General features: G+C 60.8%; 15 protein-coding genes and 1 pseudogene. 4 read left to right on the top strand and 12 right to left on the bottom strand.

Going from position 1 to position 21,923, the window contains the following annotated elements; translation table 11 throughout:
* The first annotated feature begins 418 nt into the window (after positions 1 to 418).
* Positions 419 to 1,618: a formaldehyde dehydrogenase, glutathione-independent gene (gene fdhA, locus QME24_RS16915; protein ID WP_009683378.1), complete on the top strand. Its 1,200-nt coding sequence runs from the start codon at positions 419 to 421 to the stop codon at positions 1,616 to 1,618.
* Between the two features lie 27 nt (positions 1,619 to 1,645).
* On the opposite strand, the gene QME24_RS16910 is transcribed toward fdhA, so the two are convergent.
* The 3 genes from QME24_RS16910 to QME24_RS16900 form a co-directional block, all read right to left on the bottom strand.
* Positions 1,646 to 1,870 carry a hypothetical protein gene (locus QME24_RS16910; RefSeq protein ID WP_082414565.1) on the bottom strand — a complete coding sequence of 75 codons (225 nt, stop codon included), beginning with the start codon at positions 1,868 to 1,870 and terminating at the stop codon, positions 1,646 to 1,648.
* A 171-nt stretch (positions 1,871 to 2,041) separates the two neighbouring features.
* A complete protein-coding gene (locus QME24_RS16905; protein ID WP_082414564.1) occupies positions 2,042 to 2,227 on the bottom strand; it encodes a hypothetical protein in 186 nt (61 codons plus the stop codon).
* Positions 2,228 to 2,655: 428 nt separating this feature from the next.
* Positions 2,656 to 3,567 carry an RHS repeat-associated core domain-containing protein gene (locus QME24_RS16900; protein ID WP_225624736.1) on the bottom strand — a complete coding sequence of 304 codons (912 nt, stop codon included), beginning with the start codon at positions 3,565 to 3,567 and terminating at the stop codon, positions 2,656 to 2,658.
* 192 nt (positions 3,568 to 3,759) lie between these two features.
* On the opposite strand from QME24_RS16900, the gene QME24_RS16895 reads away from it, so the two are divergent.
* Positions 3,760 to 4,335 (top strand): DUF2780 domain-containing protein, encoded by a 576-nt coding sequence (locus QME24_RS16895; protein ID WP_054904290.1) that lies wholly within the window; start codon positions 3,760 to 3,762, stop codon positions 4,333 to 4,335.
* 201 nt (positions 4,336 to 4,536) lie between these two features.
* On the opposite strand, the gene QME24_RS16890 is transcribed toward QME24_RS16895, so the two are convergent.
* The 4 genes and pseudogenes from QME24_RS16890 to QME24_RS16875 all read right to left on the bottom strand — a co-directional run bounded on the left by QME24_RS16890 (position 4,537) and on the right by QME24_RS16875 (position 8,936).
* Positions 4,537 to 5,382 (bottom strand): RHS repeat-associated core domain-containing protein, encoded by an 846-nt coding sequence (locus tag QME24_RS16890; protein WP_281690905.1) that lies wholly within the window; start codon positions 5,380 to 5,382, stop codon positions 4,537 to 4,539.
* Between the two features lie 561 nt (positions 5,383 to 5,943).
* Positions 5,944 to 6,204: pseudogene (locus QME24_RS16885) on the bottom strand (RHS repeat-associated core domain-containing protein); the annotation flags it as partial.
* Positions 6,205 to 6,475: 271 nt separating this feature from the next.
* Positions 6,476 to 7,825, bottom strand: coding sequence for an APC family permease (locus QME24_RS16880; protein ID WP_192441485.1), 1,350 nt, complete (start codon positions 7,823 to 7,825; stop codon positions 6,476 to 6,478).
* 223 nt (positions 7,826 to 8,048) lie between these two features.
* Positions 8,049 to 8,936 (bottom strand): acyltransferase, encoded by an 888-nt coding sequence (locus QME24_RS16875; protein ID WP_192441488.1) that lies wholly within the window; start codon positions 8,934 to 8,936, stop codon positions 8,049 to 8,051.
* Positions 8,937 to 9,118: 182 nt separating this feature from the next.
* Between QME24_RS16875 and QME24_RS16870 the strand changes: the two genes are divergently transcribed.
* The gene (locus QME24_RS16870; protein ID WP_009682544.1) at positions 9,119 to 9,619 is read left to right on the top strand and encodes an ATP-dependent zinc protease; all 501 of its coding nucleotides are present in this window, start codon (positions 9,119 to 9,121) and stop codon (positions 9,617 to 9,619) included.
* Positions 9,620 to 9,794: 175 nt separating this feature from the next.
* On the opposite strand, the gene QME24_RS16865 is transcribed toward QME24_RS16870, so the two are convergent.
* The 5 genes from QME24_RS16865 to aceE all read right to left on the bottom strand — a co-directional run bounded on the left by QME24_RS16865 (position 9,795) and on the right by aceE (position 18,524).
* Positions 9,795 to 10,418 carry a glutathione S-transferase gene (locus QME24_RS16865; protein WP_054904285.1) on the bottom strand — a complete coding sequence of 208 codons (624 nt, stop codon included), beginning with the start codon at positions 10,416 to 10,418 and terminating at the stop codon, positions 9,795 to 9,797.
* 3 nt (positions 10,419 to 10,421) lie between these two features.
* Entirely contained in the window at positions 10,422 to 11,090 is a 669-nt protein-coding gene (gene msrA / locus QME24_RS16860) for a peptide-methionine (S)-S-oxide reductase MsrA (RefSeq protein ID WP_054904284.1), read from the bottom strand.
* 155 nt (positions 11,091 to 11,245) lie between these two features.
* Positions 11,246 to 13,936 (bottom strand): EAL domain-containing protein, encoded by a 2,691-nt coding sequence (locus tag QME24_RS16855; protein ID WP_192441493.1) that lies wholly within the window; start codon positions 13,934 to 13,936, stop codon positions 11,246 to 11,248.
* Between the two features lie 249 nt (positions 13,937 to 14,185).
* The gene (gene aceF / locus QME24_RS16850; protein ID WP_280091353.1) at positions 14,186 to 15,865 is read right to left on the bottom strand and encodes a dihydrolipoyllysine-residue acetyltransferase; all 1,680 of its coding nucleotides are present in this window, start codon (positions 15,863 to 15,865) and stop codon (positions 14,186 to 14,188) included.
* 13 nt (positions 15,866 to 15,878) lie between these two features.
* Positions 15,879 to 18,524 (bottom strand): pyruvate dehydrogenase (acetyl-transferring), homodimeric type, encoded by a 2,646-nt coding sequence (gene aceE / locus QME24_RS16845; protein ID WP_280091354.1) that lies wholly within the window; start codon positions 18,522 to 18,524, stop codon positions 15,879 to 15,881.
* Positions 18,525 to 18,907: 383 nt separating this feature from the next.
* On the opposite strand from aceE, the gene glnE reads away from it, so the two are divergent.
* Positions 18,908 to 21,841 carry a bifunctional [glutamate--ammonia ligase]-adenylyl-L-tyrosine phosphorylase/[glutamate--ammonia-ligase] adenylyltransferase gene (gene glnE, locus QME24_RS16840; RefSeq protein WP_280091355.1) on the top strand — a complete coding sequence of 978 codons (2,934 nt, stop codon included), beginning with the start codon at positions 18,908 to 18,910 and terminating at the stop codon, positions 21,839 to 21,841.
* The last annotated feature ends 82 nt before the right edge of the window (positions 21,842 to 21,923 follow it).

The following is a 21,923-nucleotide window of genomic DNA, read 5'->3' as shown; positions in this document are numbered from 1 at the left end:
CGAACAAGGCGGCCGCGCGCATCTGGCACAGGGGTTACTGGCCCGAAACAAACGTAGGAGCGAGCGCAGCTCGCGATGCGCCGCGCGGGCGGCGCTCGATCTCACAGGCGCTGAAGATGCTCCGGCTACCCTTGCCAGGAACCATAGAATCTCCCACAGGGATATCACAGGCCTCGAAGGCTGTGCTTTACCTGGAGCGCCTTCAGCCGCGAAGAGGCCGGTACAGGCCAGCACCTCTGTTTGCCCCCATACCTTCCAACGACAAACCTGCCGCTAAATGGCATCTCCCTGTCGCTCCCAGTCAGTGCACCCGGCCCCATCCGGCCCACAATTCCCCTCATCCAGAAACACATGCCGCCCAAGGATGGCGGCGCGTTCAACCACCGCTGCATAAATAAAAATCAAGCGAGGTAAGAGCATGTCTGGCAATCGTGGAGTGGTATATCTCGGCGCCGGCAAGGTCGAGGTGCAGAAGATCGACTACCCGAAAATGCAGGACCCACGCGGCAAGAAAATCGAGCATGGCGTGATCCTGAAGGTGGTCTCCACCAACATCTGCGGCTCCGACCAGCACATGGTCCGCGGCCGCACCACTGCCCAGGTCGGCCTGGTTCTGGGCCATGAAATCACCGGTGAAATCGTCGAAAAAGGCAGCGACGTCGAGCGCATGCAGATCGGCGACCTGGTTTCGGTACCGTTCAACGTTGCCTGCGGCCGTTGCCGCTCGTGCAAAGAGATGCACACCGGTGTGTGCCTGACCGTCAACCCGGCCCGCGCCGGCGGTGCCTACGGCTACGTCGACATGGGCGACTGGACCGGCGGCCAAGCCGAATACGTGCTGGTGCCCTATGCCGACTTCAACCTGCTGAAACTGCCCGAGCGCGACAAGGCCATGGAGAAGATCCGTGACCTGACTTGCCTGTCCGACATCCTGCCAACCGGCTACCACGGCGCCGTCACTGCCGGCGTAGGCCCAGGCAGCACCGTGTATGTCGCTGGCGCCGGCCCGGTCGGCCTGGCCGCCGCTGCCTCGGCGCGCCTGCTGGGCGCCGCTTGCGTCATCGTCGGCGACCTCAACCCGGCCCGCCTGGCTCACGCCAAGTCGCAGGGCTTTGAGGTGGTCGACCTGTCCAAGGACACCCCGCTGCACGAGCAGATCGTCGATATCCTCGGCGAGCCGGAAGTGGACTGCGCCGTTGACGCCGTTGGCTTCGAGGCCCGCGGCCATGGCCATGAAGGTGCCAAGCACGAAGCCCCGGCCACCGTGCTGAACTCGCTGATGCAGGTTACCCGCGTAGCCGGCAACATCGGTATCCCGGGCCTGTACGTGACCGAAGACCCGGGCGCGGTGGACGCTGCCGCCAAGATCGGCGCGCTGAGCATCCGCTTCGGCCTGGGCTGGGCCAAGTCGCACAGCTTCCACACCGGCCAGACCCCGACCATGAAGTACAATCGCCAGCTGATGCAGGCGATCATGTGGGACCGCATCAACATTGCCGAAGTGGTGGGCGTGCAGGTGATCAACCTGGACCAGGCGCCGGAAGGGTACGGCGAGTTTGATGCCGGGGTGCCGAAGAAGTTTGTGATCGACCCGCACAAGATGTGGGGCGCGGCGTGATACCGTGATGTAGTGAAGAGCCCCTCATCACGAGGGGCTTTTTCTTGGGTGACTGGCTGAGCCTTGCACGGCAAGCACCGAGCCCATCTGATCGGTTGCCAGCGGGCCGCCGGCTTTGGTGTCGTCTGTACTCAGCTCTGCCAGCGGTTGTTCCGCATTACGTAAGATTGCGCGATGGTGAGCGCCTTCTTTCACTGTGACAAGCTTGTCGCCCTGGTAGAAGAACAGCGTACTGTTTGATGCTTTGCTCATTGTTCAAGTCCCTACCGTGCTGGATGAATGGAGGTCGCTTGAAACCCATTGTGAACAGCGGCAGGGATTTTGATACTGGCAGAAATACTAGTTTTACAGCCTCACACGAAACCTGTGGGAGCGGCTTTAGCCGCGAAGAGGCCAGCTCAGGCAACGCAAGGCTTGAAGCCCTTAATGCAACGTCCGCGGCTCAGAAGGCAACTGGACCTGGATCAAGGCTGCCTCAAGCAGTGCTCGCAACGCCTCTAGTTCATGCATCGTCGCCATGATCAGTACCGAGCATGGCGACTTGGGCTGCAGCAGCACCGCCTGCTGCGCGACCGTTTGCGCGCACAGGGCGTACTCCGCGGCCTGGATGAGTGTGTCTTCAGACTATTGGTGGCAGCGGTACATGGGTTGACAGACCGGTAGGTGAACCAAAACCCGGCGCACACAAAGTGCCCCATGCACAGCTGCCATAACAGCGAAGCCATGTGATTCATACCAAGGCGGCCTGTCAAAGCCGGTCGCTGATTTCGCAGCGACCGCCCGAGACTAGAGCCCAACCCAGATCATCGCAATGGCTTGTGCGACTTGGGACTGTAATTCAGAAACGTCCTACAGGTAAGTGGAAAAAACGGAATAGGTTGTCGAGATAGGCACGCTGCAATACTGGTGGGGCAGGGCCTAAATCAGTTTGGTTTTTGTTGCCCGGCGCCACGATGGGGCCCATGCATAGCTGCCATAAAAGTGAACTATGTAAGTCACTGTCCCGTCGTTTTCATGTAGAAACTTAACAATTTTTATCAACTCCGGCGAGTCGAAAAATTTTGTTCGGATACGTTGGTTCTGTAATTTTTGTCGTCATATTGGTCGTCACGAGTTCTTGTTGGACTGGTCCAGTTTGCTTCTTTTCTGGTATTGCCTTGTGGGGTATAGTTAGGTTTTTTGGCTGCGGCTAATGCTTGCTTGGCTTTTGTAAAGTGGGGGAATAGATGCATGTGGTCTTTGTCTAGATATTTGTTTACTCCTGCTGCCTTTCTTTCGCTTCTTTTATAAATTTTTTCAAGTTTTCTTGCGGTCTTGTTAATCGTAGGCTGTATTGGATTTCCTCGGCTACGCCTTTCCTCAATTAAGTCGTTGAGGGATTTGGTTTTGTTTATTATTTCATTTTTTTTGTCTGCTATGATGCCAAGGCGTTGGTCTTTTTTTGTTTGGGTATTACGAAACCACGTTCTAGGCTTAAAGATAGACCACATGCCCGTTTCGTCTTTTCGATTCATGGGGTCATTCAGGCAGTACGTGAAAGCGTTTATCCCGCCTCTGCCAAATGGGCTTCCAGCATTGTCCGGGGCGATGAATCGTCCAATTTCAGTGCTGAATCCACGGTGTCCTTGGCCTAGAAGATAAAGGTGCATGTTTTCCAGCATGTACTCGCCGTTGTATCCTATAGCTGCGAATTCTGCTGGTAGTTTGTGGTTATATCCAAAGGCGGTGTAGCTGTGATTGATTTGCATATCGTCAGGCGTTCTCACGATAAGCACTGAGCCCATTTCATCTGTTGCGAGAAGCACGGTGCTGCTTGCTTCTTGTTCAGATAATTCAGCAAGCGGGAGCGCTTCAATTCGCAGCATTGAACGCTTTTGATCGTTTCCAATGACAGTCGTTAGTTTGCTGGTCTGGTAGAAATATTTGGCGGTACCAGGACTGATTTTCATCGGCGTGCTCCCGTTTCTGCAGTAGGCCCCAAAAATGTATGAGGTGGGTACTGCGATTATCTTGAGTACTTTGAGCAATTGGCTACTGGCAGAAATATCAGGTGTGCGCCTGTCTGGGCTCGGAACAATCACTCAGATTTCCAGTCAAATCCGCTGTTTCCCAGGCCATGCCGGCCAACGAGGTCCCTCCCGATGAAAGTACTCACCCTGGCAACCCTGATGACCCTGGCCGCAAGCCCGGTGTTCGCCTTCAACCTCAGCGACGCCGCCAACGCCGTATCCGCCATGCAAAACCAGCAACAGCAAGGCCAGGTACAGGCGCCCCAGGCGCAGGCCGATTTGCTCAACACCCTGGGTAGCCAGTTGAACATTACCCCCGAACAGGCCGTCGGCGGGGCGGGGGCGATGTTGGGGTTGGCACGCAACAGTCTGAGCAGCGAGGACTATGGCCAGCTAACCAAGGCGGTACCGGGTCTGGACCTGTTGTCGGGTGCCAATGCCCTGGGCGGGCTAAGTGGCTTGGGGGATTTGCTGGGCAGCAACAAGGGTAGCCAGTCGGCCTTGGACAAGGCATTGGGTAACGACGTGCAGAACCGCAGCGACCTGGACAATGCCTTCAAGGCGCTGGGGATGGATATAGGGATGATCGGCCAATTTGCGCCGTTGATTCTGCAGTATCTGGGGCAGCAGGGGATTGCCGGGTCGTTGTTGCAGAATCTGGGGAGTTTGTGGACTGCACCGGCGCCGTTGGCCCATCCTTCGGTCTGATCGTTTTGTAGCGCCAGTGTCGGCCTATCGCCGGCAAGTCGGCTTCCCACTGGGATATCACTGGCTTCAGGCGTGGCGCTACACCTGCGGGAGCGGCCTTGCCGGGGCACCGAACCAATCGGAAAGGACCGCTTACTTACAGATAACTATGCAGCGTGTAGGATTTCATCAAGTCGACTTTCATTAGATTAATCCAATTCATTAGTAATGCATATAAGTTTTCAGCGCGTTATTAAGTCTTCGGATTCGATATTGTGCATCCTTCAGCCATACGGCGAGTTTGAGTTTTTCTATGTTGTAACGGTTTTCATCGAAACCTTGGCTTAGGGCGAAGTGCAATGTAGAAGGACCATTGAGTTCGTTGAGCATGCGCTTCTTTCGCTTAATGCGCTTGCGGAACGCTTCAATATAAATAGATAAAGACTGAATTTCTTTCTCGCGAAATTTTATGTCGGCGATTGGTTCTGCGGGGTATCTATGGGTCTGTGGCTGCAGATTAAAACTAACAGTCTTCTTTCTCGTCTTAAGGGCTAAGGCTGGGGCGCTGGCTTTCAACGGACGGTTTGCGATTGCCTGCACCGCAGGCTTGATTGTACGCGGCGCTACCTGCTGAATTGGCTGGCGTGACTGACTCTCCCAAAAATGCTGTAAACGAGCGAAGGTTCGATGTTGGCCTGTATCATCCCGGAAATTGAGAGGGTCACAGGCACAGTATGCGTAGGCGTTATAGCCGCCTTTCCCGAATGGGCTGAGATGATCGGGGCTATAGAAACGCATCGGGGCGGGGCTGTAATACCGGTAGCCTTGCCCCAATGCATAGGTGCCCGCGGGCGGATCGTACCAATTTCCATTGAAACCAATCAGGGCTGCTCGAGGTGTTTGTTCGCCGGTGTAGCCATAGGGGCTGTAGATAAAAGCTGACAATTTCAATGAAAGAACCTCGCTATGAGAAGTTGTGTAAGTGCTCGTCTTTGCAAGGCCAAGTACGACTGGTGAAATTATCTTAACAATGGCTTCAGATGAAGATCGGGTACGGGCAGTCTGCACCGTTGATTTGTGATACCTGGGGCAGTAGCGGATTGCTGGGTCACTGCTGCAGAGCTTGGGCAGCCTCGGACTTAACCGGCACCAGTGAATGCGCGATCGGTACGGTTTAACTGGACATGGGAGGAGTCAGGAATGGAACCAACTGGCCATCGCCCTGTTCACTCGGTCTTCTTGTTTTGGCACTTCACGACGGATTCTAGCGAGACTAGCAAGGTACTCCGAACGCATTTCCGGGTTATGCAGTTGCTTCAGATACTCTGGGGCACGCGCAAGTGCCAGATTCGCCTCGTGCAGCTCCCTGGCCAGAGTTACGACTTCACCCAATGTCACGCTTGGATTTCTCCGATCTTCAAACGGCATCCGACCACCGTTTGCCAATGGATTTCTATTGGCACGTGGCTGCTGATTGTTCGGTGTTGGCGGTGATGGATCGGTGTGCGAATTGTTTCCGGTCTGCAAGCGCTGCCTGTTGAGGGAGCGATTGAGGTGCTGGGCCGTTTGTGGGGGAGGAGCATCGGCTGTCAGTATTGTGGGATGGCGGCGTATTCGATTGAAACCGGCATGCCCGTCTGGATCTACGTTGTTTATGGAGTCTCCCGCGCAATAGCTATAGGCATTCACTCCCCCTTTGCCGAACGGGCTCCAGCTATCAGGTGCAAGAAATCGCCTCAGGCCTGGGCTGTAGGCGCGATAACCATTGCCTAGCAGGTAGTTGCCGGTAAGGCTGTCTTCTCGCTCGCCATTGAAGCCAAGCATGGACACCTTGCTTACTTGATTCCGGTGGTGCCCGTAAGGGCAATAAGCACGCAGAGCTGCTGACATAGAGCCTGGCCTTGCAAGACGGTGATCCCTAGTCTTGGTCTTTCCGAAGCCTGGCACAACTAGCAGAATTATCAGTACATACCGCTGGCAGCAATCTACTTTGAAGCGCCAGCACGCCTAACGTGCTCCGGTGCCGGTAGTACAATCACGAATGTGAAAATTTGGAGGGGTCAGTGCTGTTATCGCAGCCCTGAAGCTTGGTGCAGTACCTGTAGAAGCGCCCCAGCAAGGCCGCTCCTACACGAGATCGCGCAAGCCCGAGTAAGCGGAGTTAGGCTGTTTCTGTGAAGTCCACCAGGCGCACCGGGCGGCGGAAGCCGGCGGTCAGTACCGCCAGGTAAGCCAGGCCCAAGGCAAACCAGCACAGCCCGATCACCAACGTCAGTGCCGACAGGCTGGTCCACAGCCACAGGGTCAGCGCCAGGCCCACCAGCGGCACCAGACCGTAGCACAGCAGCCCCTTGAGGTTGCGCTGCGCCCCGTCATCCATCAGGTGGGTCTTCACCACCGCCAGGTTCACCGCCGAGAACGCCACCAGTGCCCCAAAGCTGATCAGCGAGGCCAGGGTAGCCAGGTCGATCACCAACGCCAGCAGCGAAAACGCCGACACCAGCAAAATGGCGAACACCGGGGTACCGAACCGTGGCGACAGGTAACCGAAGCTGCGCCGCGGCAGCACGTTGTCACGGCCCATGGTGAACAGGATGCGCGACACTGCCGCCTGCGAGGCCAGCGCCGAGCCCAGGCTGCCGGCAACAAAAGCTGCGGTGAAGAAGTTGGCCAGGAACTGCCCACCCGCCTTGAACATCACCTCGTGGGCCGCCGCATCGGCATTGGCGAAGGTGGTGCCCGGCATGACCAGCTGGCTGACATAGGCCAGTACGGTGAACAGTACGCCAGCGAACAGGGTGGTGAGGATGATCGCCCGTGGCACGTCGCGGCGGGCATCGCGGCATTCTTCAGCCAGGGTCGAAACGGCATCGAAGCCGAGGAACGACAGGCACAACACCGCCGCACCGGCCATCAGCGCGCCAAAGCCTGGTCGTGAGCCGTCACCCAGCAGCGGCGACAGCAGGTCGATCGGCTGGCCGGCCAGCGTTTGGCATGACAGCGCCACGAATACCATGATGAAGACGATCTGCGCGCCGACGATCAGGTTGCTGGTTTTGGCCACCGAATGGATGCCGACCACGTTGAGCACGGTGACCAGGGCGATCGAGGCCAGCGCGATGGACCACGCCGGGATGGCCGGGAAGGCGATATTGAGGAACAAGCCGATCAACAGGTAGTTGATCATCGGCAGGAACAGATAGTCGAGCAGCAACGACCAGCCCGCGAGAAAGCCGATGTTGGGGCCGAAAGCCATGTTGGTGTAGGAGTACGCCGAGCCTGCCACTGGGAAACGCTTGACCATGAAACTGTAGGACGCTGCGGTGAACAGCATGGCCACCAAGGTGACCATGTAGGCGCTGGCGGTGCGGCCGCCGGTCAGCTCTGTCACGATGCCATAGGTGGTGAAGATGGTCAGCGGGACCATGTACACCAGGCCGAAGAACACCAGGGCCGGAAGGCCGAGAACACGGCGAAGCTGAGCGGAGTTGGAGCTGGGTGGGTTGGCCATCGATCGATCCAGAGCGTTTTTTTAGTTGTGCTTTGGTCGATTTTTATCCACTTGCGTGGGGGATGACAAAAAAGTAATCCTTATGTTGATTATTAGCCTGGGTTTTAATCGGATTGTTGGGCTGCCTGAGCGGGCCGCGGGTGGCAGCCCAAGCCCGAAGATAGCACCACCCTGCGTAGGAGCGGGTTCACCCGCGAAGAGGCCCCACCAGGCGGTAAAGACCTCAGCCCATCTCCCCCCGCAGTTGCTCGATCCGCTGGTCCTTGTCCCACCACAACTGGTTCACCCAGGCCTGCACGGTCTGGCGGAATTCAGGATCGTTCTCGTAATCCCCCGCCCACAATCCAGGGTCCAGCTCACGCACCTGAATGTCGATAATCACCCGGCTAATGCTGCCATTGAGCAAATCCCAGAACCCCGGCGCCTTGTTGCCTGGGTACACGATGGTCACGTCCAGCAGCGCATCGAGCTGATCACCCAGCGCCGCCAGCACGAACGCCACGCCACCGGCCTTGGGCTTGAGCAGGTAACGGTATGGCGACTGTTGCGCCTGGCGCTTGGCGTCGCTGAAGCGCGTGCCTTCGAGGTAGTTGACCACGGTCACCGGCTGGCGCTTGAACAGCTCGCAGGCGGCCTTGGTGATCTCCAGGTCCTTGCCCTTCAGCTCGGGGTGCTTGGCCAGAAAGGCCTTGCTGTAGCGCTTCATGAACGGGTAATCCAGCCCCCACCAGGCCAGCCCCAGCAGCGGTACCCAGATCAGCTCTTTTTTCAGGAAGAACTTGAAGAACGGCGTGCGCCGGTTGAGGCTTTCGATCAGGGCCGGAATGTCCACCCAGGACTGGTGGTTGCTCACCGCCAGGTAGGAAGTGTCCTTGCGCAGGTTCTCGACGCCGCGGATATCCCACTGGGTGGGGATGCACAGGGCAAAGATGGCCTTGTCGATTTCCGACCAGGTTTCGGCCACCCACATCACCGCCCACGAGGCATAGTCACGGCCACGGCCCGGCAACACCAGTTTGAGCAGGGCGAAGACCAGCAGCGGGCAGATCAGCACCAAGGTGTTGAGCAGCAGCAGGGTGGTCGTAAGAATGCCGGTAAGCAGGCGACGCATAAGGAAACTCTTGTTGTATGAAGTTGGCAGGGCGCAATGATAAGCAGCGCCGTGGCCTACGCCAAATGTCCGATGCCCGGCGGCAGGAACAAATGTTTCACAACATGTTGGATAACCTTGTGACAACGAACCTATCCTGCCAGTGCAGTCTAAGCACTGACCTCTTTGAAGGAAGCCTGCCTGTGAAACCTTTGCTTGCCCTGTTGTCGTTGTTGTCACTGCCGGTAATGGCCGCCGACCCTACCCTCTACGGCCGCTACGAGAACATCGCCCTGCCCGAGCTGGGCGAAACGTTGAAAGCCAAGATGGATACCGGCGCCTTTACCGCGTCGCTGTCGGCCAAGGATATCGAGTTGTTCACCCGCGATGGCGATGAGTGGGTGCGCTTTCGCCTGGCGACCAAGGACGCCGATGGCAAAGTTTACGAGCACAAGGTCTCGCGTATCAGCAAGATCAAAGGGCGGGCCGATGAGGAAGACGAAGGGGATACGCCGGAAGTTTCCAAGCGCCCGGTGGTCGACCTGCAGTTGTGCCTGGGTGACGTGAAACGCACTGTCGAAGTGAACCTGGTGGACCGCAGCAACTTCAACTACCCGCTGTTGATTGGCTCCAAGGCGCTGCGCGAGTTCAAGGCGGCGGTCAACCCGGCGAAGAAATTTACTGCTGGCAAGCCAGACTGCTGATAGGTAGCTTGAGGGAGGGCAAACAGGTCGGGCGCTGATTGGATCAGGATTGGGCAGTTGTTTCCTGTGGGATTCCGGTGAGGCCTTCGCGGGCATGCCCGCTCCCACAGGTACTGCACAGCTCTCGAATACTGTGATGTCCCTGTGGGAGCGGGCGTGCCCGCGAAGAGGCCCTTCAGGCCTGCGGAGAAGTGGCGACCATCGACGGCCGCTTGCTCACCTCGGCATACCACGCGGCCAGCCCGGGCTGGTGCTCGCGCCAGCCGAACTCGGGCTGACGCAGGTCCAGATACCCCAGCGCACAGGCCACGCCTATCGCCGCCAGGTCGAACCCGGACATCAGCTCAGGCAAATGCTCCTGCTCCAGGTTGGCCAGGCTACGGCGAATCTTGTCGCCCTGCGCCTGCAGCCAACCGTCCCAGCGCTTGTCTTCAGGCCGCAGGAAGCTTTCATAACGGCACGATACCGCTGCATCCAGGACCGCATCGGCCTGCGACACCAGCGTCAGGCGCCGCCAGCGCGCCGAGCCTTCGCGTGGCAGCAGCGGCAGGCCGACGTGCTGCTGGTCCAGGTACTCACAGATCACCCGGCTGTCGTGCAGCACGGTGCCGTCTTCCAGGCGCAGCGCCGGGATCTTGCCGATCGGGTTGCCCTGGTTCAGCTGCGGGTCGCCGCTCACCGGGCTGATGTTGACCGGCTGCAGCTGCACCCGCTGCAACTGGCCGGTTTCGTGCAGCACAACCATCACTTTGCGCACGAACGGTGACAAGGGCGAGTGGAACAGCGTCATCGTGCTCATGCTTCAGTTACCTTGCAGGCTGGGTGGCAGGCACACGCCGGTACCGCCGATGCCGCAATAGCCGTCCGGGTTCTTGGCAAGGTACTGCTGGTGGTAGGCCTCGGCGAAATACACCGTCGGTGCCTGATCGATTTCGGTGGTGATTTCGCCGAACCCGGCCTTGCTCAGCTCGGCCTGGAAGGCGTCACGGCTGGCCTTGGCCTGTTCCAGCTGTTCCGGGCTGGTACAGTAGATGGCCGAGCGGTATTGGGTACCGACATCGTTACCCTGGCGCATGCCCTGGGTCGGGTTGTGCAGCTCCCAGAACATCGCCAGCAGTTCGCGGTAGCTGACCTTGTCCTTGTCGAACACCACCAGCACCACTTCGGTGTGGCCGGTCAGGCCCGAGCAGACCTCTTCGTAGGTTGGGTTCGGGGTAAAACCGCCGGCGTAGCCCACCACGGTGCTGACCACCCCTTCGCGCTGCCAGAAACGGCGCTCGGCACCCCAGAAGCAGCCCAGGCCGAAGATGGCGAAGTCGATGCTGCCTTCGAAGAACGGGCCGAGCAATGGGGTGTCCTTGAAGACGTAGTGGAACTCGGGCAGGCTCATTGGCGTTTCGCGGCCAGGCAGGGCCTGTTCCGCGGTAGGCATGACGTTTTTGTTCACCAGGATTTCCGAACGCAGGACCATGGCCGTTCCTCTGTGTTTAATCAGTTGGATAGGTTTTGGGGCTTTCGCGGGCATGCCCGCTCCCACAGGATGAACGTTGTGGGGAACCTGTGGGAGTGGGCGTGCCCGCGAAGAGGCCCGAATGGCTTCTATAGTGCCCGAGGTTTACGCCGCTGTCAGGCCACCGGTCCACGCGGATAGCGCTTCAACCGCTCGGCCAGCTCGCGCCCCGGGATCGGCCGGTCGAACAGGTAGCCCTGGCCCACATCACACCGGTGCCTGCGCAAGAATGCCAACTGCTCCGGGGTTTCGATGCCCTCGGCCACCACCTTCAGCTTCAGGTTGTGGGCCATGGCGATCACTGCCGAGGTGATTTCCATGTCGTCCTGGTTGTCGGGGATCTCGTTGATGAAGCTACGGTCGATCTTGAGGATGTCGATCGGAAACTTCTTGAGGTAGCTCAGCGACGAGTAGCCGGTGCCGAAGTCGTCCATGGCCAGGGTCAGCCCCAGGGCCTTGAGTTCCTCCAGCTGGCGGTGGGTGTCTTCGCTGGCTTCCAGCAGCAAGCCTTCGGTCAGCTCCAGCTCCAGCAGGTGCGGGGGCAGGGCTTCTTCCTTGAGGATGCTGCTGATCGACGCCACCAGGTCCGGGTCGGAAAACTGCTTGGGCGACAGGTTGATGGCCACATGCAGGTTACCCATGCCAGCGGCGCTCAATTCCTGGCTCATGCGGCAGGACTGGCGCACGACCCACTTGCCAATGGGGATGATCAGGCCAGTTTCCTCGGCCACGCTGATGAACTGGTCCGGGCGGATCATGCCGCGCTCGGGGTGGTTCCAGCGCAGCAGCGCCTCCAGGCCCAGCAGGCGACCGCTGCGCAGGCACAGCTTGGGCTGGTAGAACACCTCCAGCTCGTTCTGGGTCAGTGCGCGCCGCAGGTTGTTCTCGACGAACAGCTTGTAGCTGGCCTCGGCATTGAGCACTTCGGTGAACACCTGCACCTGGTGCTTGCCGTTGGCCTTGGCCTTGTGCAGCGCCAGGCCGGCGTTCTTCATCAGGCTGGCCGGGTCACTGCCGTGCAAGGGTGCATAGGCCAGGCCGACCGAGGCGGTAACGTTGATCAACTGGTTGTCGACGAACATCGGCTTGTCGAGGGTGCGCAGCAACTGCAAGGCCACGCCCTGGCCATCTTCCAGGATGGTGTTGTCCAGCAGCACGGCGAACTCGTTGCTGGCAAAGCGTGCCAGGATACCGCCGCTGTGCAGGCTGTTGCGCAGGCGCCGGGCCAGGCTGATGAGCAGCTTGTCGCCGGTCTGATGCCCAAGGCTGTCGTTGATGCGCTTGAAGTTGTCGATGTCTACCAGCAGCAGGCACATCGAGTGTTCGCCGTCGCGGGCAAAGCGCTCATCCAGGCTGCGAATGAACGCCGGGCGGTTGCCCAGGTTGGTCAGGTTGTCGGTGTACGCCAGGCGTTCGATGCGCTGCTGCGCCAGTTTGGTCTGGGTGATGTCTTCATAGATGCCGATGTAGTGGGTCAGCTCACGGTTGTCGCCGTACACCTTGGAAATCGACAGCTGCCCCCAGTAGGGCTCGAGGTTCTTGCGCCGGCTCTTGAATTCGCCTTGCCAGCTGTTGCCCATGGCCAGGCTCGACGGTGAGTCGAACAACAACTCATTGAGGTTTTCCAGCGCCGGCAGCTCGCCGAGGTGGTGGCCTTGTACTTCGTCGGTGCTGTACTGGGTAATGGCGGTAAAGCTTGGGTTGACGTACTCCACCCGGCCATCGCGGTTGACCAGCAGGAACGCGCTGGCGCTTTGTTCGACCGCACGCTGGAACAGGTGCAGGGCGTTGGCTGCAGCGCGGCGGTTATGGTTGGTGATGACCTGGGCGAACTGGTCGGCCAGTTCGCCGGCGAAGGCGATTTCATCCGACTGCCAGGCCCGCGGCTGGCCGGTCTGTTCCAGGCACAGCACACCCACCACCTGGCCGTCGACACGAATGCTGGCGTCGAGCATGGCCTTGTTTTCCGGGCACAGACTTCGTGCCAGCTCACGGGTGCGCGGGTCATGGCCGGCGTTATGGGCATCGATGGCGCGGCTGGCGTGCAGCGCGTCGAGGTAGTCCGGGAATCGGCTGGCGTCGATGGCTTCGGGGCGGCGGTGTTCCTGGGTGTCGCGTTTCCACGCGGTGATCGGCTCCAGGCGCTGGTCTTCCAGGTGCCAGATGCTGGCGCTGTCGACGTTGTAGATTTCGCAAGCGCTCTGGGTGATCAGCTGGGCGGCTTCCAGCAGCGAGTTTTCGGCACTGTAACGTTGGCGGGCCAGGCGCAGGATCAGGTCTTGCTGGCCGCGCACGCGCTCCAGGTGCTCGAGTTGCTCCTGCTGGGCGCGCTGGTTCAGTTGCAGGGCCAGCTGCAGGCGGTTGTTGCGCGACTCCAGGTCGTTGGCATCCTGCTCGGCGGCGTCGTGCGGCTGGTCGTCGAGTACGCTCAGGTAGCCACGCAGCAGCAGGCGGTTGTGCTGCTTGTAGGCTTCACCCGCCTCCAGCAGGCGCAGTGCGGTATTGGGCGTATGCAGGGTATAGCGCACCCGGTAGTAACCGCGCTGGGCCAGTTGCTGCTGGATCTCGTCGTGCAGGCGGTAGCGTGCCTCGGGCTCCATCAGGCTGGCGTAGGGCGCATCGAACTGTGCGCACAAGGTGCCGGCATGCAGGCCGAACTGCCGCTCGCAGGCTGGGTCCAGGTAAAGCATGGCCCAGCTGGCTTCGTTGAGCCGTTCGAAACGCAGCATGCCCAGCCGCGAGGGCACGGGTAACGGCGTGACGACCTCGGCCGCCACACGGCTGGCGGCATCGGGTTGGCTTTTCATCGAAGACTCGCTTGAAGAGGGAATGCTGCGTAGGGCCGCTGCGGGTCTGGCAAGGTTGCATCATGTGCCGAGGGCTGGCAAGCAGCCATGTGTGATGCTGTGTAGGGGTTATCGGCGGCCTGGCCGGAATCTGTAGTTTGGCCTGGTTTTCCGGCGGGCAAAAAAAGCCCCGCCAATCGACGGGGTTGAGGTACGAGCGTGGCAGCTCGAAAAAGGAACTGCCCCTGCATGCAGGGGCAGTGGGCCGCCTTACAGCAGCATGGTGCGGATGTCGCCCAGCACGTCGCCCAGGCGCTTGGTGAAGCGCGCGGCGGCAGCGCCGTTGATCACACGGTGATCGTAGGACAGCGACAGTGGCAGCATCAGCTTGGGCTGGAAGGCCTTGCCATCCCAGACCGGCTGCATGGTTGCCTTGGACACGCCAAGGATCGCCACTTCCGGCGCGTTGACGATCGGCGTGAAGCCGGTGCCGCCAATGTGGCCGAGGCTGGAGATGGTGAAGCAGGCACCTTGCATCTCGTCCGCCGAGAGCTTCTTGGTACGGGCTTTTTCAGCCAGCGCCGCAGCTTCGGCAGCCAGTTGCAGCAGGCTCTTCTGGTCGACGTTCTTGATCACAGGGACCAGCAGGCCGTCCGGGGTGTCCACGGCGAAGCCGATGTGCACGTACTTCTTGCGGATGATGGCCTTGCCGCTTGGCGCCAGCGAGCTGTTGAAGTCTGGCAGTTCCTTGAGCAGGAATGCGCAGGCCTTGAGCAGCAGTGGCAGCACGGTCAGCTTCACGCCAGCCTTTTCGGCCACGGCCTTCTGCGCCACGCGGAAGGCTTCCAGCTCGGTGATGTCGGCGGAGTCGAACTGGGTCACGTGCGGCACGTTCAGCCAGCTGCGGTGCAGGTTGGCGGCACCGACCTGCATCAGGCGGGTCAGGGCCACTTCTTCCACTTCACCGAACTTGCTGAAGTCCACGGCAGGGATCGGCGGGATGCCGGCGCCACCGGTCGCGCCGGCAGCTGCCGGGGCGCTCGATGCCTTTTGCATCATCGCTTTGACGTAGACCTGCACGTCTTCCTTCAGGATGCGGCCGTGCGGGCCGGTGGCCGCGACTGCGCCCAGGTCGACACCGAATTCACGGGCCAGCTGGCGCACCGCCGGGCCTGCGTGGACCTTGGCGTTGCTACCGGCAGCCGGCGCGGTGGTGGCCGGCGCAGGGGCTGCCGCCGGGGCGGCCGCAGCAGGTGCGGCAGCCGGGGCAGCCTCAGCCTTGGCCGCAGCAGGTGCGGCAGCCGGGGCAGCCTCAGCCTTGGCCGGGGCAGCGGCGGCAGGTGCCGGGGCAGCAGCAGGTGCTGCGCCAGCGACCTTCAGCTTGAAGATCAGGTCGCCAGTGCCGACTTCGTCTTCCAGCTTGCACAGGACTTCTTCGACCACGCCGGCAGCCGGCGACGGGATTTCCATGGAGGCCTTGTCGGACTCCAGGGTAATCAGCGACTGGTCGGCTTCGACGGTGTCGCCGACCTTGACCAGTACTTCGATGATCTTGGCTTTGCCCGACGAACCGATGTCTGGCACGTGGATGTCCTGCACGGCGGCGGCAGCCGGTGCAGCCGCTGCCGCTGGGGCAGGGGCGGCTTCAGCGGCCGGGGCCGGGGCTGCAGCCTCGGCCGGTGCAGCGGCTGGCGCCTCAGGGGCCGCAGCAGCGGCGCCCTCGGCTTCCAGCACCAGCAGTTCGTCGCCTTCCTTCAGGCGGTCGCCCAGCTTGACCTTCAGCTCCTTGATGACACCGGCCTTGGGCGCCGGGATCTCCATGGAGGCCTTGTCGGACTCCAGGGTCAGCAGGCTCTGGTCAGCCTCGATACGGTCACCGACCTTGACGAACAGCTCGATGATTTCACCTTCACCGCTGCCGATGTCAGGTACGCGAATGAGTTCGCTCACTTAAAAATACTCCTCAGCAGTCCAGTGGGTTGCGCTTGTCCGGGTCGATGCCGAACTTGACGATAGCGTCTGCAACAACCTTGGGTTCGATCTCGCCACGGTCAGCCAGGGCTTCCAGGGCAGCCAGCACCACGAAGTGGCGGTCAACTTCGAAGAAGTGACGCAGCTTCTTGCGGCTGTCGCTGCGACCGTAACCGTCGGTACCCAGGACCTTGAACTCTTTGCTCGGTACCCACTGGCGAATCTGCTCGGCGAACAGCTTCATGTAGTCGGTAGAGGCAATGACCGGGCCTTTGCGACCGGCCAGGCACTGCTCGACGTAGGTCTCTTGTGGCTTCTGGCCAGGCTTCAGGCGGTTGGCGCGCTCTACGGCCAGGCCGTCGCGACGCAGTTCGTTGAAGCTGGTGACGCTCCACACGTCGGCGCCGACGTTGAACTCTTCACGCAGGATCTTCGCCGCCTCGCGCACTTCGCGCAGGATGGTGCCGGAGCCCATCAGCTGTACGTGGTGTGCCGCTTCGCGGGTGTCTTCTTCGAGCAGGTACATGCCCTTGATGATGCCTTCCTCGACACCGGCCGGCATGGCTGGCTGCTGGTAGGATTCGTTCATCACGGTGATGTAGTAGAAGATGTCCTGTTGCTCTTCGGTCATCTTCTTCATGCCGTCCTGGATGATCACCGCCAGCTCGTAGCCGTAGGTTGGATCGTAGGTGCGGCAGTTCGGAATGGTGCCCGCCATCATGTGGCTGTGACCGTCTTCGTGCTGCAGGCCTTCACCGTTGAGGGTGGTACGGCCGGCAGTACCGCCGATCAGGAAGCCACGGGTGCGGCTGTCGCCAGCGGCCCAGGCCAGGTCGCCGATACGCTGGAAGCCGAACATCGAGTAGAAGATGTAGAACGGCAGCATCGGCTGGTTGTGGCAGCTGTACGAGGTACCGGCAGCGATGAACGACGACATGGCGCCGGCTTCGTTGATGCCTTCTTCCAGGATCTGGCCCTTCTTGTCCTCGCGGTAGAACATCACCTGGTCTTTGTCGACTGGCTCGTAGAGCTGGCCGACCGACGAGTAGATACCCAGCTGGCGGAACATGCCTTCCATACCGAAGGTACGGGCTTCGTCCGGGATGATCGGCACGATGCGCTGGCCGATGTCCTTGTCCTTGACCAGCTGCGCCAGAATACGCACGAAGGCCATGGTGGTGGAGATTTCGCGGTCGCCCGAGCCGTCCAGGATCGCTTTCAGCGTTTCCAGTGGCGGGGTTGGCACGCTGAAGCTCTTGGCCCGGCGCTGAGGCACGAAACCGCCCAGGGCAGCACGGCGCTCGGCCAGGTACTTGGCTTCGGCAGAACCTTCTTCGGGCTTGTAGAACGGCAGGTTCTCGAGGTCGGCATCCTTGACCGGGATGTCGAAGCGGTCACGGAAGTGACGCAGGCTGTCGACGTCGACCTTCTTGGTGTTGTGCGCGGTGTTCTTGGCTTCGCCGGCACCGGTACCGTAACCCTTGATGGTCTTGGCCAGGATGACGGTCGGCTGCTCTTTGTGGTTCACCGCCTGGTGGTAAGCCGCGTAGACCTTGTACGGGTCGTGGCCGCCACGGTTGAGCTTCCAGATCTCGTCGTCGGACAGGTCTTCGACCATGGCCTTGAGTTCCGGGGTGTTGAAGAAGTTCTCACGAACGTACGCGCCGTCTTTGGCTTTGTAGTTCTGGTACTCGCCGTCGATGACTTCGTCCATGCGGCGCTGCAGGGCACCGTTGGTGTCCTTGGCCAGCAGTGGGTCCCAGAAGCGGCCCCAGACGACTTTGTTGACGTTCCAGCCACCGCCACGGAACACACCTTCGAGTTCCTGGATGATCTTGCCGTTGCCGCGAACCGGGCCGTCGAGGCGCTGCAGGTTGCAGTTGATGACGAAGATCAGGTTGTCCAGCTTCTCGCGGCCGGCCAGGGCGATTGCACCCAGCGATTCCGGCTCGTCGCACTCGCCGTCGCCCATGAAGCACCAGACTTTCTGCTTGCCGGCAGGGATGAAGCCGCGCGCTTCCAGGTACTTCATGAAGCGGGCCTGGTAGATGGCCTGGATCGGGCCCAGACCCATCGAAACGGTCGGGAACTGCCAGAAGTCAGGCATCAGCCATGGGTGAGGGTACGAAGACAGGCCGTTGCCGTCCACTTCCTGGCGGAAGTTGTTCATCTGATCTTCGCTGATGCGGCCTTCCATGAAGGCGCGGGCATAGATGCCTGGGGAGGCGTGGCCCTGGAAGAAGATCAGGTCGCCGCCATGTTCTTCGGTCGGGGCCTGGAAGAAGTAGTTGAAGCCGATGTCGTACAGGGTGGCGCTGGAGGCGAAGCTGGAGATGTGTCCGCCCAGGTCCGAGTCTTTCAGGTTGGTACGCATGACCATGGCCAGGGCGTTCCAACGCACCATCGAGCGAATGCGGCGTTCCATGAACAGGTCGCCAGGCATGCGTGCTTCGTGGGTGACAGGGATGGTGTTGCGGTATGGCGTGGTGATCGCATACGGCAGCTGGGAACCACTACGGGTGGCCAGCTCGCCCATACGGGTCATCAGGTAATGAGCGCGGTCTTCGCCTTCTTTGTCGAGGACCGACTCCAGGGCATCCAGCCATTCCTGGGTTTCGATTGGATCGAGGTCTTGCATGGCTTGCTCCAGGGCGGAAAGGCAACCAGAATCGATTGCCTGAGATTGCGACTGGCCTTATGGGCAGACGTCGTGAATTCTTGGATTACCGGGGTGTCGTCCGGCGCGTTGTAGTTTTACTACATTTGCTTGCGCATTTCATGCTTTTACACGACACGAGTAGTAGTAAAACTACAATTGTGCGACGTTTGGTCGCACGTTGGCTTGTGAGGAAAAACGTTCATGTTGGTTGGCATTGTGTCGCGAACGGGTGTTTCTTGATGTTTGTTGCCAATTTTGCATTTTTTTCAGCTATTTCCAACTTTTGTACGACAGTCCAACCGTGGTCCGGCTTCCCTTTGGCCGCTTTTTTCTCTCTATTTCACGCCGATCAAGGATAGACCATGCGCCTACCTTTGCCCTCCGATCTGCCTGCCAGCTTGCAGCCGCTGGTTTCTCGCAACCAGCAGTTCCTGCGCGATGCCGTGGCGGCTCACCCCGAACTGGACCTGAACGATTGCAGTGCAGCCCAGCGGCACCAGTTCGACCAGGTGGCCGCGGCCAGCGACTTCGTGCTGGGCGTGGCCCAGCGCGACCCGGCCATGCTGTTTGCCCTGCTGGCCAGCGGTGAGCTGGAACGGCGCTATGCCCCGGGGGAGCTGCGCGGGCAAATTGCCGCGGCGGCGCAGGCGGCGCAAAGCGAAGAGGAACTGGCGCGCAACCTGCGCCGCGCGCGCAATCGGCAGCAAGTGCGCATCATCTGGCGTGACATTACCCGCCAGGCGGAACTTGGCGAAACCTGCCGCGACCTGTCGGACCTGGCCGATGCCTGCATCGACGAAGCCTACCAATGGCTTTACCCGCGCCACTGCCAGCAATTCGGGACGCCCATCGGCAACCGCAGTGGCCAGCCGCAGCACATGGTTGTGCTGGGCATGGGCAAGCTGGGCGCGGTCGAACTCAACCTGTCCTCGGACATCGACCTGATCTTCGGTTTCCCCGAGGGCGGTGAAACCGAAGGGGTCAAGCGCTCGCTGGACAACCAGGAGTTCTTTACCCGCCTGGGCCAGCGCCTGATCAAGGCATTGGACCCGGTGACCGTCGACGGCTTCGTGTTCCGCGTCGACATGCGGTTGCGCCCTTACGGCTCTGCCGGGGCCCTGGTGCTCAGCTTCAATGCCCTGGAGCAGTATTACCAGGACCAGGGGCGCGACTGGGAACGCTACGCCATGATCAAGGCTCGGGTGGTGGCCGGCGATCAGGCTGCTGGCGCGCAGTTGCAGGAAATGCTGCGCCCGTTCGTGTACCGCCGCTACCTGGACTTTTCCGCCATCGAAGCGCTGCGCACCATGAAGCAGTTGATCCAGCAGGAAGTCCGGCGCAAGGGCATGGCCGAAAACATCAAGCTCGGTGCTGGCGGCATTCGTGAGGTCGAGTTCATCGCCCAGGCGTTCCAGCTGATCCACGGTGGGCGTGACCTCAGCCTGCAGCAGCGGCCGTTGCTCAAGGTGCTGGCCACCCTCGAAGGCCAGGGCTACCTGCCGCCGGCAGTGGTGGCTGAGCTGCGCGAAGGCTATGAGTTCCTGCGTTATACCGAGCACGCCATCCAGGCCATCGCCGACCGCCAGACTCAGATGCTGCCCGAGGGCGAGACCGATCAGGCGCGGGTCGCCTTCATGCTTGGCTTTGCCGACTGGCAGAGCTTCCACGACCAGCTGACGTACTGGCGTGGCCGCATCGACTGGCATTTCCGCCAGGTCATTGCCGACCCGGACGATGAAGACGGTGAAGGCGAGTTGGTGGTGGGCGGTGAGTGGTCGCCGCTGTGGGAGCAGGCCCAGGACGAGGAAGCGGCTGGTCGCCAACTGGAGGAGGCCGGCTTCAAGGCGCCTGTGGACGCTTTGCGGCGCCTGGCCGCGTTGCGCTCAAGCCCGCAGCTGCGCTCCATGCAACGCATCGGGCGTGAGCGCCTGGATGCCTTTATTCCACGCTTGCTGGCGCAAGCGGTGGAGCACGACAACCCCGACCTGGTACTCGAGCGGGTATTGCCGCTGGTAGAGGCGGTGGCGCGGCGTTCGGCCTACCTGGTGCTGCTGACGGAAAACCCGGGTGCATTGCGCCAACTGTTGACCCTGTGCGCCGCCAGCCCCTGGATCGCCGAGCAGATGGCCCGCTACCCGCTGCTGCTCGATGAGTTGCTCAATGAGGGCCGCCTGTTCAGCCCCCCACTGGCGCCAGAGCTGGCCAGCGAGCTGCGCGAGCGCCTGACGCGCATCCCCGAAGACGACCTTGAGCAGCAGATGGAGGCGCTGCGCCATTTCAAGCTGGCCCACAGCCTGCGCGTGGCGGCCTCGGAAATCAGCGGCAACCTGCCCTTGATGAAGGTCAGCGACTACCTGACCTGGCTGGCCGAGGCCATTCTCGACCAGGTGCTGGCGCTGGCCTGGCGCCAGACCGTGGCCCGCCACGGTCAGCCCAAGCGCAGTGACGGCAGCCTGTGCGACCCAGGGTTCATCATCATCGGCTACGGCAAGATGGGTGGGCTGGAACTGGGCCACGGCTCGGACCTGGACCTGGTGTTCATCCACGATGGTGACCCGCAGGCGGAAACCGACGGGGCCAAGCCGATCGACAGTGCGCAGTTCTTTACCCGCCTTGGCCAACGCATCATTCACCTGCTGACCACCCAGACCAACTCGGGCCAGCTGTATGACGTGGACATGCGCTTGCGCCCGTCAGGGGCTTCGGGCCTGCTGGTCAGTTCGCTGGGGGCCTTCGAGCGCTACCAGCAGAACGAAGCCTGGACCTGGGAGCACCAGGCCCTGGTGCGGGCCCGTGTGCTGGTCGGTTGCAAGCAGGTGGGGGCTGCGTTCGAGGGCGTGCGCGCCAAGGTGCTGGGCCAGGCCCGTGACTTTGGGAAGCTGCGCAGCGAAGTGAGCGAAATGCGCGCCAAGATGCGTGACAACCTGGGCACCAAGGCCACCGCCGCCGGGACTGCAGCCAATGCCTTCGAGGCTGGCATGCCGTTCGATATCAAGCAGGATGCCGGCGGTATCGTCGATATTGAATTTATGGTGCAATACGCCGCTTTGGCCTGGGGCCACGAGCACCCGGCCATACTCCGATGGACCGATAACATCCGCATTCTGGAAGAGCTGGAGCAGGCAGGTTTGCTGCCAGCCAGTGACGCGGTGCTGTTGCGTGAAGTGTACAAGGCGTTCCGCTCGGCCTCGCACCGCCAGGCCCTGCAGAAACAGGCCGGGGTGATCGATGCGGCGCAGTTTGCCGATGAACGCCGTGAGGTGCGGCGGATCTGGGGTGAGCTGGGTTTGACTTGAGAATGTTGGGGCCGCGTTGCGGCCCATCGCGACACAAGGCCGCTCCTACAGGAGAACGCATTCCCTTGTAGGAGCGGCCTTG

Origin of the sequence: Pseudomonas sp. PARCl1, from assembly GCF_947311875.1 — a bacterium.
In the GTDB taxonomy this organism is placed as follows: domain Bacteria; phylum Pseudomonadota; class Gammaproteobacteria; order Pseudomonadales; family Pseudomonadaceae; genus Aquipseudomonas; species Aquipseudomonas juntendi.
Note: the sequence above shows the minus strand (reverse complement) of the source record. Positions and strands in the feature narration are given on the sequence as shown.